This is a genomic window from Paraburkholderia graminis (genome assembly GCF_003330785.1).
Lineage (GTDB): Bacteria > Pseudomonadota > Gammaproteobacteria > Burkholderiales > Burkholderiaceae > Paraburkholderia > Paraburkholderia graminis.
The window spans coordinates 141,908-159,896 of sequence record NZ_CP024935.1 but is presented as its reverse complement, the minus strand read 5'-3'; the positions used below and the strand labels follow the sequence as shown (position 1 = coordinate 159,896).

Here is a 17,989-nt window from a genome sequence, read left to right as displayed (position 1 = left end):
ATAGTTACAGGTCTGCCATTCGTCGGTCGCGCACAGTATGAAGACCGGCAACAACATGCGACGAATTGCTGCGCACAATGCGCGCGAAGGCGCAAGCTCGTATATAATGCGAGCCGCGCGAATTTCGCACATTCTATCGGCCCGCTCCAAGCGGGCTCATCTTTTTTGCTCCCAGAGCACACAGCCTTATAACCGCGTTGAGTCACTCAGGTGATGTTGAGCCATGCTCGAAACGCCTGACGGTCGCGTCTTGCGTCTCATAGCGAAGCCTCTCGAGGAGAATACGTGAACCCTTTTGATCGCGAAGATTCGCAACACGAAACCGCAGCCTACACAAAGGCTCCGTCGGGCCGTGCGCCCAAGGGCAAGGGTGCGGGCAAAGCGATCCCCGTGGCGGCCGAACTGCCGCCGCAGCAAGCCGAAGAGCGTCAGCGCCAGATGCGTGCGCTGATCCAGTTGGGCAAGGAGCAAGGCTACCTGACCCATGCCCAGATCAACGACCACCTGCCCGATAACTTCGCGCAGACGGCGGCGATCGACAGCATCGTCAGCGCGTTCAACGACATGGGCGTGCAGGTCTACGAGCAGGCCCCGGACGCCGAAACGCTGCTGCTGAACTCGAACGCCCCCGCTGTCGTCTCCGACGATCAGGCGGACGAAGAAACCGAAGTTGCGTTGTCCACGGTCGACTCCGAGTTCGGCCGCACGACCGACCCGGTGCGCATGTACATGCGCGAAATGGGCGCAACCGAGCTACTGACGCGCGCGGGCGAAATCGCGATCGCGAAGCGCATCGAAGACGGCCTGCACGAAATGGTGCAGGCAATCGCCGCATGCCCGCTCGCAATCTCCGCGATTCTGGCCAGCGCCCAGCAAGTCGCGGACGGCGAGTTGCGCATCGACGAACTCGTTGACGGCCTGAACGAAGACAACGTCCCTGCGGAAGAAGAAACCGCCAGCGCGGATGCCTCAGCCGATGTCGACGCTGATGCCGACGAAGAGGAAGATAGCGATAGCGACGACGACGTCGGCCCGGCCGACTCGTCGGCGGCAGACGAAGCACGCCTGAAGCAGCTCACGAGCGACTGCCTCGAAATCTTCGCGCAAGTCGGCATTCTGTACGACCAGATGAATGCGTCGCACACACGCGGCGACGTCAGCTCGAAGGCGTACCAGAAGGCGCGTGAAGAGATCCAGCAGCATCTCGCGAAGATCCGCTTCACGGCGCGCACCATCGACCGTCTGTGCGGCGACGTGCAGCATCAGGTCGCGCAGGTGCGTGCAATCGAGCGCAACATTCTGCAGATCGTCGTCACGAAGAGCGGCATGCCGCGCGAGAAGTTCATCGAATCGTTCTCGGGTCATGAGGCTGATCTCGGCTGGACCGAGCGTGCGGCGCGCGGCAACACGCCGTACGGCGCGGCGCTCGAGCGCCATCTGCCGGCAATTCAGTCGGAACAGCAAAAGCTGATCGATATCGAAGCCACGGTTTCGCTGCCGCTCAAGCATCTGAAAGAGATCAACCGCCAGATGGTCGCGGCTGAATCGAAGATGCGCAAGGCGAAGAGCGAGATGATCGAGGCGAATCTGCGTCTCGTCATTTCCATCGCAAAGAAGTACGTCAATCGCGGCATGCTGTTCCTCGATCTGATCCAGGAAGGCAACATCGGCTTGATGAAAGCGGTGGACAAGTTCGAATATCGTCGCGGCTGGAAGTTTTCCACGTACGCAACGTGGTGGGTTCGTCAGGCCGTGACGCGTTCGCTCGCGGACCAGGCGCGCACGATCCGCGTGCCGGTGCATATGATCGAGACGATCAACAAGCTCAACCGCATTTCGCGCGAGATTCTGCAGCAGACGGGTCAGGAAGCGCATCCGTCGGTGCTGGCTGAGCGCATGGATCTGTCGGAAGAGAAGGTGCGCGGCATTCTGAAGATCGCCAAGCAGCCGGTGTCGATGGAAACGCCTGTTGGCGACGACGGCGATGCCACGCTCGGCGACATGATCGAAGACTCGGCGGCTTCGTCGCCGGCGGATGCGGCGATGCAAGCCGACTTGCGCGCCGCCATCGACGACGCGCTCGACTCGTTGTCGCCGCGCGAAGCGAAGGTGCTGCGTATGCGCTACGGCATCAACACGAAGTCGGATCACACGCTGGAAGAAGTGGGCAAGCAGTTCGACGTCACGCGTGAGCGCATTCGCCAGATCGAGAGCAAGGCCATGCGCAAGCTCATGCATCCGAGCCGTGCCGATCGACTGAAATCGTTCCTCGACCGCTAAGCAACAACCTCCGCATCACATCGCGCTTGCCGTGCACATCGCACGGCAAGCGCGCCCCGCCTGAAATCCTCGAGTCCCCTCACGCAGTTCGTCCGTTCAGCCGGACACTCTCACGAGCAGTCAGATAAGCAGCGAAACGATGCCGCCAAGGGTGATGCCCGCCGCGAGCCAACGTCCCGCTGTGTAAAAAGCATTGCGCTCTTCGTGCGGCTGATCCGGCCGTTCGAGTCCGAGCGTGCCATACGCAAACGACTTCACCGCCGACGAGTCCGAACCCGAAGCGCCTTCGCTTGCCGCATCAGGCGCAAGAGCCGCCGCAGCGGCGCCTTCGCTTGAGATATGCACAGCCGCGTCCTGCTCAGACGTGTTCAAGTTAGAGGAGCGCGACGCAGCCTCATCGTTCTCATCGGCGGACGATAACGAAGCATTCTTCGCTGCACGAGCAGTGGCTTGTGATGTCGACGGCAATGCGCTGTCGATTTGCATTGCAACCTCCGTTCGTTTCTTCAGGGCTTGCGGCGCAGAGCCGCTTACAAGCTGTATCGACCGTGACCGGCTGAAACTTGAAGCCCTGTAAGGGAGCGTAAGTGCAAGCGCCCAACACCACTATCATTGTTGTCCACAGAAACTGGGAACAAGCCTGTGGATATCCTGCGCAAGACTCGCTCAAGTGTCTGAGCACGCACAGTTTTCATCGCGTGCACGTGCTTCGGCTCGATCGTACGCAAGCGAACAAACACCCACCGCTCAAGGCATCACAAACGTCTTAACAAGCGTCAGTTCGCCGGCTTTGCGCATCGGTACGCGGATCGTCTCGCTCTTTTCGCTGGGCGTGCTTTCGTTGCTGATGATCGTCACCTGCGCGACCGTCATGTCGCTGCGGCCGCTGCCGCTGCCGTAGTAATTCACGTAGACGAGATAGGTGCCCTTCAACGGCGCGGCCGACGAATAAATCTCCGGCCCATAGCCCGTCGTCACGTCGACGTCCAGCGCGCCGCCGTTCGGCGTCACGCGCTCGCCGTACCATGCATGCGCGCCGTCGGGCGACACCACATGCAAGTCGAGGTCCGTGCCGTCGGTGTCCCACGCGAGCACGACGCGCAGCTTCGGCTGCGTCTTGCCGCTGTAGGCGTCGTAGAACTGTACGCGCTTGCGGCTGCCGTCCGGCGCGCGCAGTTCTACGCTGTTGCTGCCCGCCGGGAACGCATAGGGCCGCGAAAACTTGCCGTCCTCTTCGATGCGTTGCGGCAACGGCGTGCCGTCGACCACCAGCGTACCGACCGTGTTGCCCTTCTTCTTCGGCGCGTTGCGAATCTGCCCCTGGATCAGCGCGAATCTGGATTGCCCTTCGGGCGTCGTCACCGATACCGCCGGATAGTGCACGTCCTGCGTATAGCGTTCGGTGTCGCCGCTGGTATTGCGCCAGCCGTTCAGCGGCGCGCTCATGTCGATGTCGCTCGCCTGCGCGGCCGACATGCCCTGCAAGCAAACGAGCAGCAGCAAGCCGCGGCCCGCGTTCATCCATCCTGTCGTTCTGCGCTTCATCGTTACTGCTCCCGTCCCGCTATCAAAGTCGCTCGCTCTTCACGAGCATCAGGTCGCCGATTTTGCGCAGCGGCACCATCATCGTTTCGCGCCGTTCGTTCGGCGTGTTTTCGTTGAAGACCAGCGTCAACGTCGCGGTGATCACGTCGCGGTCGTGCGCGGCGGCGTCGAAGTTGTAGCCGGTCGAATCGAAATTGCCCCAGTAGTTCAGAAAGAAAAGCCACGTGCCATGCTCCGGCGCCGCCGACGAAAAAATCCCCGGCCCCGCGCCGTCCACGGAATCGACGTCGAAGCCGCTGCCGTCTTCCAAAGTCGGATTGCCGAAGAACGCGTGCAGGCCGCCTGGCGTAATCACATGCAAATCGACCTGCGCGTGCGGGTCGTCCCACGTGACCATCGCGCGCAGCTTCGCCTGCGGCTTGCTGCGGTCCGCTTCGTAAAACTGCATGCGCTGACGCTGCCTGCCATCGGCGGAAATCAGTTCGATGCTGTTCGAGCCCGCACCGAACGCCCACGGCCGCGCGAACGCGCCTTCGTCGTCGGTATAGAGCGGCGTTGCATTGCCGTTGACGACGAGCGTCGGCGGCTTGCGCGCGTGCTTGTCGATCTGCCTGAGGCGTCCTTCGATCAGCGTGCGATAGCGCTGCGCGCCGCGATCGATCGGCGGCCGCGGATAAGCCGCGACGAATTGCTCGCCTTCGTTCGTCAGCCCGCTATGACGCCAGCCGCCGAACGCGCCGGTCAGATCGGCCACGGCGCCGTCCTTGCCGGCTGCGTAGGCGTCAGCGAAAAGACCCGCGCCGAATGTGCCCACCACGCCCAAAGCAGCCGCACCCAGCAGCGTCGCAACACGCGAGCGAGCCCAACTCGCCGCCGAAGACCGCCTCAACCGGAATAAAAACGTCACGTCGTTCATTGGATCGGATTGTCGGTACGAATCAGCACGCGCGCGGTGCGCTCGACGAAATCTTCATCGAGCCCACGCGGATGGTGCTGAAACGCGAGGTGAACATATTCATGTGCGAGCGCGATGCGATCTTCCTCGCTCTGCAGGCGATACACATACACGCGATTGCGCTGCGCATCCGCATACGGACGTCCTTCGCGGACCGCGCAGACCGCCGGCAAATCGGGCGTCTCGTAGCCGGCTGCGCCGTCCATGCGCCGCGCCCACAACGGCGCGTTGCGCTGCAACCATTCGCGCGCGCCGGCCACCGCGACGCAATCGCCGGACAACGGACTCTGAAACGAAGTCAGCGTCGCCTGCGGCCACGTGCGCGCGAGGATCGCGTCGAACGTCAGTCCCGTTTGCGCGGACGCCTTCGCGGCGAGCCAGCTCATTTGCCCAGGTGCGGCCTTGTCGTGGTGATACTGCACGGGCACGCCGGTCAGCACGAGCGCGTCGGTCAGGTCCGCGGCACGGCGCGCCGCTGCGGTCGGCGCACGCGGCAGAACGCGCTGCGTGTTGCTGCTGTCGTCGATACGCAAGCAGCCGTGATCATGTGCGCCATGCTGCACGGCATAACTACGCGCCGCCACGGCCAGCGCCTTGGCCGCTTCCGGCTGCGCCGTGTCGCCTTCGCGCTCGACCACGCGCGCCACATAGTCGTTCATGCCGAAGCGGCCGATCAGTTGCGGCACGCCCGCCGCGTTGCGATCGAGCCGCAGCTCTCCGCGGCTCGTCACGCGCGCCCAGTTGCCGTTCACAAAGCCCACGCGAAACTCGCCGTTCAGCGGCCCGTCGGGCACCATCGCCGCCGGCCGCTTTGAACTGTGCTCGCCAAGCACTTCGCGAATCGGATAGCGGCTGAAAAAATCGACGACGACGCATGCGCCGTCATCCGGCACGGCGACTTGCGTGAGCAGCGGCGCGATGCGCGGCGCGGCCGACGCGAGCACGCGCGTGCTGCCGCCAGGGCCGCCGAGCCAGATCGGCGTGCCGTCCGCGAGCCAGCCTGCCGCGCCGCCCACCGATGCGCCGGGCCGCGCCGCGTCGGGCATCGTCCAGGTCTTCGCGCGCAGCAGGCTGCCGTAGAGCGACACCGTGCCTTCGCCGCGGCCGCTCGTCAGCACCGAGACCAGCGTGCTCGCCGCCGCTTCGCGCGGGCGCGCCGGCATCGCCTGCAATGCGGCAAGCAGTTGCGCGACGGGCGCGCGCTGCGTCGGAGTCATCGCGTGAAGATTGCGCAGCCAGGTTGGCGCATTCGCGGCCGTCCAGTACTTGCGCCAGTCGACGGGATCGAGCTGCAGGCGCGCGGGCTCGAAAAAGCGCCCACACGACTGCACGAGCGCGTGTTCGCGATCGATACGGCCGCCAGTCATGCAGCAATACACTTCTTCGGGATCGCCGCCGCTGCACGTGTAGTCCGGCGTCGCGATGTTGCGGTCCACGAGATAGCCGTAGACGAAGAGCTTCCATACGCTGCCGAGCGGCGTCTCCAATGTCGCGGGCAACGGCACGGCGGATTGCGGCGAGAGACCGACAGCGGCGCCGCCAGTGTCGGCCTGCCAAAGCTGGCTTTGTCCATCACGCAGCCATGCGAAGCGCAATGCCTGTTTGGACGCGGCACCGGACGCAACGGAAGCGGACGCCGATGCCAACGCCACCGCCGCATACCCGCGCTCGACATTCGCTGCAAACAACACGCACATCGCGGCCACGACGAACGCGGTCCGTCGCCTTGCTGCAACGCGACCGCGTACCGACCTGACGAGCGTGCCGAGGAACATTGCCGACGCCTCGCTATTGAATGCGCAGCGTCGTCGCGCGATCGCTCTTGCCGCCTTCGAACGCCTTCGCATCCGGCTGATACATGCGGAAGTAGCGCGCGGGCGGCAATGCGAACGTGCCCGGCAATGCGAAGCGCACCAGTTGCCGCAACGCGACCGGACGGTCGAGCAAAGGCACCGGCTGATGATACGAAAGCTCGCCCATTTCATACGATGCCGCGCGCGCGAACGGTTGCGGCCCGCTCTCGCCTTCTTTCTCGCCCGGCAAGCCGTCGATCGACACGCCCCAACTCGTCGCTTCGACGCTGCCGCCAGGCGGCAGCGGCACGTCGAGCAGCCCATAGTGATAGGCGTTGCCCGAACGCGGCGTGAGCGTCACTTCGTCGACGTACAGCGCATTGCTGTCGATCGCATCGCCCGATTTCACGAGACGTGCGGTGAACGCCGAGCGACCGACGCTGCTCTCGGCGGCGCCCTGCTTCTTCGGATCGGCCTTCACTTCGAGCGGCTCGAGTTTGTAGAAGCGACGCGCGACCGTGATGTTCAGGCGACTGTCCTCGCTCGCATGACTGCGGAACGAGACGATTGCGCTGACGTCCGCGCGCGCGGCGCCTGCGTCGAGCGCGGACGGCAGCGCGGCCCCAGTCCATTTCCACAACGGCGTGCCGGTCGCTGTCGCAGCGCGCGTCCAACCCGCGCCTTGCAGCGACGGCAACGACGCAGCCGCCACGTCGCCGCCAAACGCCTTACGCAACCAAAGCAGCGTCAACGCGCGGTCGAGCGTCGGGTAGTCGGCGCTGCTTTTCGCCAGCAACGCGGTCGCATCGACGCCCGCAGCATCGCCTGACATCGCAAGCAGGCTTTGCACGAGCGGCGCAGGATCGTTGCCCAACGCGACGCGTGCCGCGCTTGCCGCAGCATCGAAACCGTCCGGCATTTGAGCGCCCGTACCGCGTGCCATGCTCGCGACAAGCAGCGTCGCCATCTGTTTGCCGCGCGGCGAGTCGGCCTGCGCGAACACGATGCTGTCCGTCGGGCTGTATGCGGCATTGGCCGCAGCGCGAGCCGATGCTTTCGCCGTGGCCGCCGCATCGTTCATCAAGTCAGCCGCGACGCCCGATACCGGCGTTGCAACCGGCAAGCCCATCTGCTGCATGAACCACAGCGCCAACGCACGATGCAACAGCGGCTCTTTCGCGCCGGCGTCGCGATACACCTCCATCGCGTGCTGCCAGTTGGCGGCGGGCAAGCTGATGCCGAGGCTGCGGCTCGCGAGCCAGTCCGCGTAATACGCGTAGGCCGTCATAAGCGCGCTGCCGCCGGTCGTATCGCCCCACCAGCCGAACGTGCCGCCGACGCCCGCAAGCATCGCAAGACGTTGCCGCTGATTGCGCAGTAACGCTTCGATGCCCTGCGTCGAACTGGCGTTGTCACCACGGCCGATCGCGTCGTGTGCAAGCGCGAGCGGAATCAGCCGGCTCGACGTCTGCTCGGCGCAGCCATACGGATAGTCGATCAGATCGTCGGCCACGCGCATGAACTGGCTCGCCGCATTGCCGACGAAACGCACGCTCACGTCCTGCGCGTCTTGCGGTAGATTGAGCGGCTTGCCGGTACCGTCGAGTGTGACGGTGTTCTGATGCAGATCGAGCCAGCCGCTTGCGTCGAGTCGAATCGTGGTCTGCAAGCGGTCCACGTCCTTATCGCCGCGGCGCAAGCTCGCGTTGATCACGCCGGCCTTCAACGCGCCGCTCGGCAGACGCAGATAATTCGCGCCGCGTTTGAGCGTGACCTTCTGATTCAGCGACAAACCGCCGCCCTCGACGAGCCACTGAGCGTCCATGTCCGCATCGGTCTGATTGAAGGCGATCATGTCGATGGCCGGCTGATCGTTGACGCGGAAACGCGACGGCCCGCTCCACTTCAGATACAGCGCCTTGTCCGAGCGCACGTATGCGGTGCGCTGACCGACCATGCCGTCGGGCGCGGCCGCGCGCACGGTGATGCGCCAGCGCGCGAGCGAGTCCGGCATCTTGAAGGTCATCGTCGCGTGGCCGCTCGCGTCGGTTTTCAGATTGCCTTCCCACGCGGCCGTGTCCTGATCGTCGCGACGCGGCCGTTCCAGCACCTTCACGCCGCGCTCGTTGTAGTTCGCGCGTTGCGGGCCGCCGGGCGCGCCCTTGAGCGGCGAACGCGCGAGGTCGTAGGTAATGAACGACAGACTCGACGAGGTCCGCACGTTGTTGCGTCGCGGATGATAGAAAAAGTCGACGATGTTCGGCGCGATCTCCGGCTGCAGCACGTAGACCATTTCATCGACCACGCTCACCGTCAGATTCGCCGCTTCCGGTTTGCCGTTCAACGTGCTGTCGAAGTTGAGCGTGACCGTGTCGCCGGGACCGTACACCGGCTTGTCGCTTTTCACACTCAGTTCGATCTGCGGCTGCGCGACCACGATGCCCGCGTTCTGAAACGCGTATTCGCCGGCATGCACGTACAGCACCGAGAACGTCATGTTGGGCGCGAAGTCCTCGCCGACCTTGATGCGCGCTTTCCATTGCATCGGCGTCACGCGTTGCAGTTGCAGCCAGTCGCCGCCTGCGCTCAGCAGCGCGCGCCGCTCGACGTTATCGCGTTCGAGCGTCAGCAACGCATCGTCGACGGGTAACGGGAACGTGATCAGCGCCTCGGCCGTATCGCCGATCTTGTACTTGTCACGATCGAACACGATCTCGACGCTGCCCGGAATCGCCTTGAGCCCGTCGCCCGCGACCCAATGGCTGACGGCGGCGAGCAGATTGCCGCTATCGTCCTTCACCGACAGCATGTACGAACCGGGCTGATCGAATTGGACCGTGAACGACAGCTTGCCGCCCGCGCTCTTGGACTCACTCTTCGCTTCGCTCTTCAACGTGCCTTCGGCATGCGTTTGCGATTCGAGACGCGTCCATTCCCATTTTGCCGGCGCATGCGCGGCGGGATCGAGCGCGGCCAGCGCTTGCAGATCGAAGCTCACCGCTTCCTTCGGCTGCGAGAACGACTTTGCGGTCGTCAGGCGATACGGCGTCGCGCCGCGAGCAATCAGCACTTCGCGCGTCACGCGCACCTTGTACGCGGCGCCGTCCTGCGCGAAGAGCGTCAGCGCGTAACGGCTCGGTTCGGTCGCGGCCGGCAGCGTGAGGCTTGCGTTGCCGTCGCTGTCGGTCTTCAGTTCCTGCTGCTCGAGCTTGACGGGGAAGAGCCCCGCATAGCGTAATTCACCGTCGACAATCGTCACTTTCTGCGCGCGCAGCGTGACCGAAATCTTGCTGTCGCGCACCGGCTTGCCGTCGGGATAGCGCAACTGGATCTTGCCCTTCAGCGGCTCGCCGGTTGCGTAGTCGGCCTTGTCCATCGACAGGTTGACGTCGAAATGCGGCTTCACGTATTCGGCGACGCGAAACGCGCTGCCATACACGTCGCCGTTGTAGTCGAAGCGCAGCGTGTAGCCGCCGGCGGTCGCGTCGGCGGGCAGCGTGAACGACGTGTCCGCGCCTGTATCGGAAGCGAAATACGCCTTCGTGGTCGCGACCGGCGAGCCGTTCGGATCGAGCACGTCGAGCTTGATGTCGGCCTCCGCGGGCGCCGACGATTGCGTCGCGTTCTGGAACGTGCGGCCGATGAATTTCACATGCACGGGGTCGCCCGGACGGTACATCGGCCGGTCCGTGACTGCGTAGATTTTCGTGTTGTAGATCTCGCTGTCGTAATAGAAGTTCTCGGACACGAACACGCCGCCCTGCGGATCGACGCCGAGCACATAGCTGCGCTCGGGGCTGACGTGTTGCAGCAGAAGCGCACCGTCGCCGCCCGTCGTGCCGCTTTGCAAAACGCCCACGCCGTCGGTCCAGTTCACGTCCGTATTCGCGACCGGCTTGCCGTTGTCGCGCCGCGTGGTCCACACGAGCATTCCGCTCGATGCCGCCTTCACGACCGCGACCGTATCCGACACGAACAGCAGCGTATGCGCGCGATAGTTGCCGATCACGGCTTCGACGATATAGAGCCCCGGCGGCAGCTTGCCGACCGGAATCATCACGTTGCCCGCGCTTGCCTCGATAAAGTTGCTGCTGCTGCCCGCGAGGTTCACGCCTTTGGGCGGCTCGATCACTTTCGCGTCCCAGATCGGATAGCGAAAGCGCGCGACCAAGTCGTAGCCCTTCAGCGGCGCGAATTGCGAGTTCTGTTCAAATTGCGTCTGCTTGCCGGTTTGCTCGCCGAGCCTGAATTGCGGCGCGGCTTCGGTTGCCTTGCTGCGGGTCGCGAACGAAAGCACACGCTGCCATGCGCGGCGCGCCTCGGTGAACCAGCGGTCCCACAAATAAGCGAGCGTGTTCGCGAGCCCTTCGCCCTGATAATTCGGCGCGACATTCAGCCGATGCAAATTCTTCTGCGCCTTCAGAAAGTCGAGCGGTTTGCCCACGCGATACACGACGATGTCCGCGCCGCCGTAGGGCTGCAATGCGTCCTTGAAATCGCGGCCGGGCGCTTCGAGCCGAACCTGCGCCGTCTGATTGCTGCCGAAGCTCGCATCCGAGAGCAGGAAGAACGGTTGACCGTCCACCTTCTGCGAGCTGTAGTTGCTCGTCGGCGTGGCGTTCAAGGTGGGATTCGCGGCGATGCTGGACTCGGCGGCGGCAGCGCTCGACGATGCGTCGTCGCCGGCGAACGCGACGCTGCTTGTCGCCGCGAGCGCGATGGCCGCAAGCAGCGTCGCCAGGATAAGTGCCGAGCGACGGCGCGTGCTGCGCAACCAGTGGCTCATCGCGACAACGGAATTCATTCGGGTCATGGTGTCAAAAAGTCCAAACGAAATACGCCGACGAAGTTCGGATTGCCGTCGAGCGGCTGCCAGCGGGAATCTTTCCATTGCATCAGGTCGGAAACGGCGACCGCGCGCAGACCGGTATCGGTCGGCGTGACGGTGCCTGTGTGATAAGCGATGTAGCGCTCGAGCCAGATCATCAGATGCTGGTCGTCGCCCTGATCGAAGAACAGCAGGTCGCCCGGCAGCGCCTGGTTGACGTCCTTCGAAACGAAACGGCTATTGCGTTGAATCAGCGCGATGGCCGACGCATATGCGCCCGTCGAGCCGTCGATCTGCGTCCAGCGATTCGCGATCGTGCGCTGCGATGCGGACAGTTGCAGTTCGGGCGGCAGACTGCTTGTGTCCGCAAGACCTGTCATGCCGTTCGCGCGCAGCCATTTGCTGTCGTGCATGCGCAGCGTTTCGCCGACGGCAAAGCGCACGAGGCCCGCGCAGTCGCGTTGCGTCCAGCGCGGCGTCGGGCCGCGGCGCATTTGCTGATCGACGATGCGCGTGAACCAGGCGCGAAACGCAGCGGATTGTTGAGTGGTGAGTGCGTCGGGATCGGGCGCTGTCGTGGTGATGCCGAGCGCGTGCGCGTAGGGCGCGACGGCGGTTAGCGCGAAAAACGTGGCGATGCGCGAGAGGCATGCGCGGCGAGAAGCCGTGGTGACGCTTGCGGTGTCCGCATCCCAGGCCGCGAGCGCGACTCCTCGCGCCGCTTGCGCCTCGCGAGGCGCAAGCATAGCGCCTGCTACACGAAGGCGGCGCACTTAATCGCCCTCGGTGCCGGGCTGGTCCGCGGGCGCCTGAGTCGCGGCGTTGTTCGACGCGGTGTCGCCGCTCGCATCGTTATTCGCATCGCTCTTCGCACGATCGAACCACCACTCGACCGGCACCCAGCCCGTCGAGCCAGGCAAGCTCTGCGGCAGCGACAACGACAGCGCCGGATAGTGCGCGAGCGCGCGCAGCTTCGGCGTCAGATGCGAGCGCGACGCGTTGCGGAATACGGCCTCCTGATCGGCCGGCAGCGCGGCGCCTGCTTCGCGTTCGATCAGCGCGGCCGCCGATGCAGGCGTCAGCGTGAGGATGGTGCGCGGCAAACGCTCCGGCGCGAGCGTATCGGCGAGCGCGGGGTAACGCTTGTCGAGCACCGCGAGCGTGTCGTCGACGAGACGCGCATCGGGCGAGAAAATCACATAGCCGTGCGCGAGCGCGAGCGTCACCGGGAAATAGCGTTCCGCCGATAACTGCGAAGCGAACGACGCCTTGCTGCTCAACGCCGTGCCCGAGCGAGCGCTGACCGGCCGCTGCCACACGGTGACATCCGCGCCCTGCTCGCGCGTGCTGACAGGCAAGCGACGATAGCCCGCGTCGTTGCCGTCCGCCTTCGCCGCCTTCGCTTCATAGGCGCCGATCACGTCGCCGAACGTCTTGCCGAGCGCGCTTTTGAGCGCCGCGATGGACGCGGCATCCTGCGCCTTCACGCGCGCGATGAACACCGGCGCGACCAGCGCCGACTTCGCATACCAGCAGACAGCCGCCGGTCCTGTCAAACGATCGCCGATTGCCGCGGCCGCATCGCCGCCATCGGCGACCTTGCCCAATAGCGCCGATGCCTCTTTCCAGTCCGCCGGCAAGCTCGTGCACGCCGCAGCGTTGGCCGGCAACGCACGCCACAAGTCAGCGCTGTTCCACTGCTGCGGCAGCTTGCCAGGATCGATCAACGCCGAGGTGCGCCAGCTCGCCGCGGCGTTGCCGTTCGGCGAAAAATCAAAGCGCAACGCGTCGATGCCGGAAAAGAACGCCTGATAGCCGAACGACAGATAATTCGCCGACACGATCAGACGATGACCCTTCGGCGCATCGCCGGCCGCATCCAGCCGATAGGCGCGCGCGGCATCGTCGCGACCGGACGAGAGCATGTCGGACACAGCATCGGCGCGTTCGCTCAGCACATTGCCCTTTTCGTCGAGCAGCACGCCCGGCGCGGACAGCACGACCAGACGGTCGTCTTTCGTCGCGAACAAAAGCGTGCGGCCGACTGCAAGTTTCAATGCATAGACCGGCACGTCGCCCGAGAGCTTCGCGACCTGGCTCAGTTGCGAGTCGCTTGCAGCGACGTTGCCCACGCCTTGCAGCAATTTCGCAAGACCGTTCCGGCGGATGGACATGATCCAATAGCCGAGCCGGCCGTCCGGCGAACGCCACAGCAGCACATGCGCCGGTTCATCGAAAACACGGCGAATCAGTTCGTCGCGCCAGTCCAGTTGATGTTCGAATGCGAGGCGCCGCAAAGCACCTTCGGCGGAAAGGCGCGTATTGGCCGATTCGTAATAGTCGACGAAGTCTTGCGTGAGCACGTCGTGAAGTAATGGCACACGCAACATGTCGCGCGGCAAACGCGAGAGTGCTTCGCTGTCGATCACCGCGTCGGGATGGTGAATATCGAGAACGACTTCCCCGGTATTGGCCGCCTTGCGATGTGCGAATGGACGCCACACCGCCTGAATGACGACGGCAGCCACGATCAGAAGCACGGCCACGAGGATTGCAATCTTTTTACGCGACATCTTCATCTGATTTTTTCTGTTCGATGCGACGATATTAACGTCGATGCCGGTCGCATTAAGCCGCCGTAACCGATCGCTGAAGGCAGCGATGATAACCGATATTTTTAACCGGACAACAGCCGAAACTGCATTTAACAAAATCGAGCTGACTTCGATTAATGCAGCGGGAGATTATAAAACCATGCGCCGCCGTGCCAGTCGGCTAATGCGGTAGTCGCCCCACAACTCGTGCAGCAATATCGTTTTCATTAGAGGCAAAAAACCTACACGAGCCGGGTCTTTGGATTACGCGCAATTTTAAACGTCGCGCAGCGTATGCAGAACGGAATCACTTCCGTTCTGAAGTTAGCCAATTGCCGCCGTCGCCCGCATCGTCAAAAATCCTTCATGATCTTTTGCCCATAATTCGACGGTTTTACCATCCGTCGACGGCGTGCCGCACACCTTCAAAGGCTGACCGGCAAAAGTCGGGCGAAGCGCCTTGTAGGCAAAACTCTGCAGCGTGGCTTCCGGTTGTTCGCGGCGCACGTGGTCGGCCAGCAGCGTCGCGATCAACGGACCGTGCACAACCAGCCCAGGATAGCCTTCCACCTGCGTCGCATAAGGCTGGTCGTAGTGAATGCGATGGCTGTTGAAGGTCAACGCCGAATAGCGGAACAACATGACGGCGTCGGCGTCGATGGTGCGGCTCCACGTTTCGCCTTCCGGCGCGAGTTGAGGCCGCTGCGGCCGCGCGTCTGCCGGCGGCGCATCGCGGTAGACAATGTCGTGCTCTTCTTCGAGCTTCAATTGACCGTCGACCTCGATCGTGTTCTGCACGGTCACGAAAACGAGGCGGCCCGAGCGACCCGTCTTTTCTTCGATGTTCGCAATCGTCGACGTACGCGTGGCGTGCTCGCCTACCTTCAGCGGCGCATGGAAGGTCAAGCGGCCGCCCGCCCACATGCGACGCGGCAGCGGCACCGGCGGCAGAAAGTCGCCGCGCCTCGCATGGCCGTCGGGGCCGGCTTCGGAGAGCGGCGAGATCGGCAAAAAATAGAGCCAATGCCAAAGCGGCGGAATGGTATCGCCGGTTTCGTCGCGATTCAGCGTCGCGGCCAGGGCTGCCAGCGGAAACGCGGTGATGTGGTCTTTGGCGACTTGCTCTGCGCCGAGCCAATCGTCGAGTTTTTCTATTACATCGGACATGGCATGCCTCCGGTGAGCATTCAGATTCACAGCACCTACTATGGACGACGCGATACGGTTCCGCAAAGCTTAACGTTCTATCGCATCGATGAGAATTGCAGAGCAAGAGTCGGAGTGCGCGGCGCCGGACACGCGCTTACACTGAATCATCGTTCGTATATCGCAGAGGGAGACAGTCATGAATACGGTGGCGAAGCCGTCGCGCCATAACCCGGCTCACGCAAGTTCGCTTGCACCGCGCATCGAGGCGATCGACTGGTTCAACGTCGAAGAAGAACTGAACGGCTATGGATGCGCGATGTTGCCCAAGCTGCTGACCGGCGACGAATGCGACGCGCTCACCGCGTTATATCCGCACGAGGAGTTGTATCGCAGCCGCGTTGTGATGGCGCGGCACGGTTTCGGGCGGGGCGAATACAAGTACTTTGCGTATCCGTTGCCGCCGTTGATCGCGGAATTGCGCCACAGGCTTTATCCGCATCTCGTGCCGGTGGCGAATCGCTGGAATGAAGTGATGCGAATCGATGTGCGCTATCCGGCGGCGCACGCGGAGTTTATCGAGCGCTGTCATGCCGCGGGTCAGACGCGGCCTACACCGCTGATCCTTCAATACGCCACCGACGACTACAACTGCCTGCATCAGGACCTTTACGGCGAGCACGTTTTCCCGCTACAGGTTGCGATTCTGCTGTCAGAACCCGGCGACGACTTTACCGGCGGCGAATTCGTCATGACCGAGCAGCGTCCGCGGATGCAGTCGCGCGCGGAAGTCGTGCCGCTGCGCAAGGGAGACGCCGTGGTGTTCGCGGTTCATCATCGGCCTGTGCAGGGCACGCGCGGGGCGTATCGGGTGAAGCTGCGGCATGGGGTGAGTCGGTTACGGTCGGGGCGGAGGTGTACGGTGGGGGTTATTTTTCATGATGGGAGTTGAGGCGTCGCCCAACAACCTCAAACCACCCTCGCCCCCACCCGCCGATTATCTGCACGCATGAATGAACTGTGCTCAACAACCGCCCCAAACAGCAACCCGATCGTCGCCCACATAATCGCCTGCATGCCAAGCGCGGCCACGCGGAATTTCCACAGCAGCGCTGCCGGAAAACCCGCAGGAACTTCATCGATAACCGGCATCGACACCTGCACAACGGCAATGATCGCGACGAACACAAGCCCTGCCACAATCGATCCGTTCCATGCACCGAGCTTGATGGCCGCGCGGCGTCGGACCTTCAGCGAAAAGACCAGCGCTGTCAGCGAGATCGCGATCATCAGAAAGAACAGTCCCGTGCGCGGTCCGATCGTCGCGGGGTCGCCGACCGCGGGCGGATTCGCCGGATACTTGATGTTCGGAACGATCACCAGCGCGACGAATGCGCCAAGCGCGAGCCACGCCGACAACGCGCGCGCACTCATTGGGCCGACTCGCCCGTAAGCGTAGGCAAACACGAGCGAGAACAATCCGCCGAACGCCGCGCCGTACACGACCACGCCGGTCAGCAATCCCAAACCGGCTTGCGTATCGCGACTGACGAGTTCCTCCTCATGTGCATGCTGGTGCTCATCGGCATCGGCAGCAGCAGTAGCCGCACCCGCATGTCCATGCTCATGCCCATGCGCTGCACCACCCGCCTCGCCGGCTTTCTCTTCGAACGCAATCGCCTGATTGACCTGCGGCTCGCCCACCACTCGGGCGAACGCGAACGTGACGAGCCCTGCGGCGATGCCTGCAAGCATGCCGCGCAACAACAACTTACCGACCATGTTCTGCTCCGTTAGTGGCAGGGAAAGCCGAGCAGATGGCGGCCGTCGTGCACGAACTCATGCACGTACATGCCAGGCACGAGAGACGTGGCGCCCTGTTCCGCGCCGACGAAGTACAGCGCGAGCAGCAACAGCAATCCGCCGAACACGGCCCAAGGCAACAATTCGCGCAGCGGAATCGGCGTGGGCTGAACAGCGGGCTCGCGAGCGGGATCGAAAACAGCTTCAGTCATGAAGGACATCTCCTGGGGTAACGCGCCCCGTAGTCGATTGCAGAGGAATGGTGCGAAGCTCAGGTCTGGCTTTCGGCTTGCGATGCCGATTACAGTGGCGCGACCGCGCCGGGCTCTCACCGGCTTCCGCGCTTCGCAGTCCGGCTATTCTACGCGGTAAACTTCGGCGCCAGCTAGCGCGGACTGACGCGCGCGCATATTGAATGGAACGCGAAAAATGAACCTTCGGCTGCTGCTGATCAGCCATGCGCCAACCGCGGCCATGCGCGCGGGCCGCTTTCCCGCCGACGATCCACTCGACGCTCGCGGCCTCGCTGACGCGCAAGCCGCGCAAGCGCGCTTGTCGCATCTATCGCATCTGGCTGCATTCAACGAAGCGCCCGCTTTCGTCAGCCCCGCCGTTTGCGCACGCGATACGGCCTCGGCCCTGGGTCTCAACGCGAAGGTGGACGCAGCGCTCGCCGACATCGACTACGGCAACTGGAAAGGCCGGCGCCTTGCCGACCTCGCGGCGCAAACGCCAATCGACCTAACCGCATGGATGCACGATCCCGACGCCGCCCCGCACGGCGGCGAGTCATTCGGTCAGGCAGTGAAGCGCATCGGCGAATGGCTCGACACGCTCGACGTTGCGCAGAGCAACGCGCGCGACGTCATCGCCGTCACCCACGCAGCGATCATCCGCGCCGCTGTCATACATGCGTTGGCCGCCTCGTCGGCCATCTTCCCTCGCATCGAAATCGCACCGCTAACAGTGGTCGAACTGCATCGCTCGGAACAACGCGGCTGGACATGGTGGCCCGCATCGTCGTGAATCTCGCAGAGCACACATC

13 protein-coding genes are annotated in these 17,989 nt (G+C 63.6%); 3 read left to right on the top strand and 10 right to left on the bottom strand.

All coding sequences use genetic code 11. From position 1 onward, the window contains the following. Positions 1–285: 285 nt before the first annotated feature. Positions 286–2,280: an RNA polymerase sigma factor RpoD gene (rpoD, locus tag CUJ91_RS18915; protein WP_114156851.1), complete on the top strand. Its 1,995-nt coding sequence runs from the start codon at positions 286–288 to the stop codon at positions 2,278–2,280. A 120-nt stretch (positions 2,281–2,400) separates the two neighbouring features. Here the strand turns inward: rpoD and CUJ91_RS34885 are convergent, their stop codons facing one another. From CUJ91_RS34885 to CUJ91_RS18875, 8 genes are all read right to left on the bottom strand, one after another. Further along, positions 2,401–2,625: a hypothetical protein gene (locus tag CUJ91_RS34885; protein WP_244231060.1), complete on the bottom strand. Its 225-nt coding sequence runs from the start codon at positions 2,623–2,625 to the stop codon at positions 2,401–2,403. Positions 2,626–3,027: 402 nt separating this feature from the next. Next, positions 3,028–3,825 carry a YfaP family protein gene (locus CUJ91_RS18905; RefSeq protein WP_114156849.1) on the bottom strand — a complete coding sequence of 266 codons (798 nt, stop codon included), beginning with the start codon at positions 3,823–3,825 and terminating at the stop codon, positions 3,028–3,030. Between the two features lie 22 nt (positions 3,826–3,847). Next, entirely contained in the window at positions 3,848–4,741 is an 894-nt protein-coding gene (locus tag CUJ91_RS18900) for a YfaP family protein (RefSeq protein ID WP_029971590.1), read from the bottom strand. After that, positions 4,738–6,555 carry a DUF2300 domain-containing protein gene (locus tag CUJ91_RS18895; protein ID WP_114156848.1) on the bottom strand — a complete coding sequence of 606 codons (1,818 nt, stop codon included), beginning with the start codon at positions 6,553–6,555 and terminating at the stop codon, positions 4,738–4,740. Before CUJ91_RS18895 ends, CUJ91_RS18900 begins: the two co-directional genes overlap by 4 nt. A 13-nt stretch (positions 6,556–6,568) precedes the next feature. Continuing rightward, positions 6,569–11,386, bottom strand: a complete 4,818-nt coding sequence (locus CUJ91_RS18890; protein WP_114156847.1) for an alpha-2-macroglobulin family protein — start codon at positions 11,384–11,386, stop codon at positions 6,569–6,571. Continuing rightward, entirely contained in the window at positions 11,383–12,147 is a 765-nt protein-coding gene (locus CUJ91_RS18885) for a DUF1175 domain-containing protein (RefSeq protein WP_114156846.1), read from the bottom strand. Before CUJ91_RS18885 ends, CUJ91_RS18890 begins: the two co-directional genes overlap by 4 nt. A gap of 27 nt (positions 12,148–12,174) precedes the next feature. Further along, the gene (locus CUJ91_RS18880) at positions 12,175–13,980 is read right to left on the bottom strand and encodes a DUF2138 domain-containing protein (RefSeq protein ID WP_114156845.1); all 1,806 of its coding nucleotides are present in this window, start codon (positions 13,978–13,980) and stop codon (positions 12,175–12,177) included. A gap of 339 nt (positions 13,981–14,319) precedes the next feature. Beyond that, entirely contained in the window at positions 14,320–15,162 is an 843-nt protein-coding gene (locus CUJ91_RS18875; protein WP_114156844.1) for an HTD2 family dehydratase, read from the bottom strand. Positions 15,163–15,340: 178 nt separating this feature from the next. On the opposite strand from CUJ91_RS18875, the gene CUJ91_RS18870 reads away from it, so the two are divergent. Next, entirely contained in the window at positions 15,341–16,093 is a 753-nt protein-coding gene (locus CUJ91_RS18870) for a 2OG-Fe(II) oxygenase (RefSeq protein ID WP_114156843.1), read from the top strand. 17 nt (positions 16,094–16,110) lie between these two features. Here CUJ91_RS18870 and CUJ91_RS18865 read toward each other — a convergent pair whose 3' ends face one another. Continuing rightward, on the bottom strand, positions 16,111–16,923 hold the full coding sequence (locus CUJ91_RS18865; protein WP_006047733.1) for a CbtA family protein: 813 nt from the start codon (positions 16,921–16,923) through the stop codon (positions 16,111–16,113). Between the two features lie 11 nt (positions 16,924–16,934). Continuing rightward, complete coding sequence (locus tag CUJ91_RS18860; protein WP_006047732.1) at positions 16,935–17,156, bottom strand: CbtB domain-containing protein; 222 nt, start codon at positions 17,154–17,156, stop codon at positions 16,935–16,937. Positions 17,157–17,373: 217 nt separating this feature from the next. Here CUJ91_RS18860 and CUJ91_RS18855 point away from each other — a divergent pair, with 217 nt between their 5' ends. Continuing rightward, a complete protein-coding gene (locus tag CUJ91_RS18855; RefSeq protein ID WP_114156842.1) occupies positions 17,374–17,970 on the top strand; it encodes a histidine phosphatase family protein in 597 nt (198 codons plus the stop codon). Positions 17,971–17,989: the final 19 nt, after the last annotated feature.

Coding starts and splice junctions, on each gene's coding strand:
- CUJ91_RS18890 (WP_114156847.1), bottom strand. CDS start 11,386: ATGACCCGAATGAATTCCGTTGTCGCGATGAGCCACTGGTTGCGCAGC.
- CUJ91_RS18895 (WP_114156848.1), bottom strand. CDS start 6,555: ATGTTCCTCGGCACGCTCGTCAGGTCGGTACGCGGTCGCGTTGCAGCA.
- CUJ91_RS18855 (WP_114156842.1), top strand. CDS start 17,374: ATGAACCTTCGGCTGCTGCTGATCAGCCATGCGCCAACCGCGGCCATG.
- CUJ91_RS18870 (WP_114156843.1), top strand. CDS start 15,341: ATGAATACGGTGGCGAAGCCGTCGCGCCATAACCCGGCTCACGCAAGT.
- CUJ91_RS18885 (WP_114156846.1), bottom strand. CDS start 12,147: ATGCTTGCGCCTCGCGAGGCGCAAGCGGCGCGAGGAGTCGCGCTCGCG.
- CUJ91_RS18875 (WP_114156844.1), bottom strand. CDS start 15,162: ATGTCCGATGTAATAGAAAAACTCGACGATTGGCTCGGCGCAGAGCAA.
- CUJ91_RS18905 (WP_114156849.1), bottom strand. CDS start 3,825: ATGAAGCGCAGAACGACAGGATGGATGAACGCGGGCCGCGGCTTGCTG.
- CUJ91_RS18900 (WP_029971590.1), bottom strand. CDS start 4,741: ATGAACGACGTGACGTTTTTATTCCGGTTGAGGCGGTCTTCGGCGGCG.
- CUJ91_RS18860 (WP_006047732.1), bottom strand. CDS start 17,156: ATGACTGAAGCTGTTTTCGATCCCGCTCGCGAGCCCGCTGTTCAGCCC.
- CUJ91_RS18865 (WP_006047733.1), bottom strand. CDS start 16,923: ATGGTCGGTAAGTTGTTGTTGCGCGGCATGCTTGCAGGCATCGCCGCA.
- CUJ91_RS18880 (WP_114156845.1), bottom strand. CDS start 13,980: ATGAAGATGTCGCGTAAAAAGATTGCAATCCTCGTGGCCGTGCTTCTG.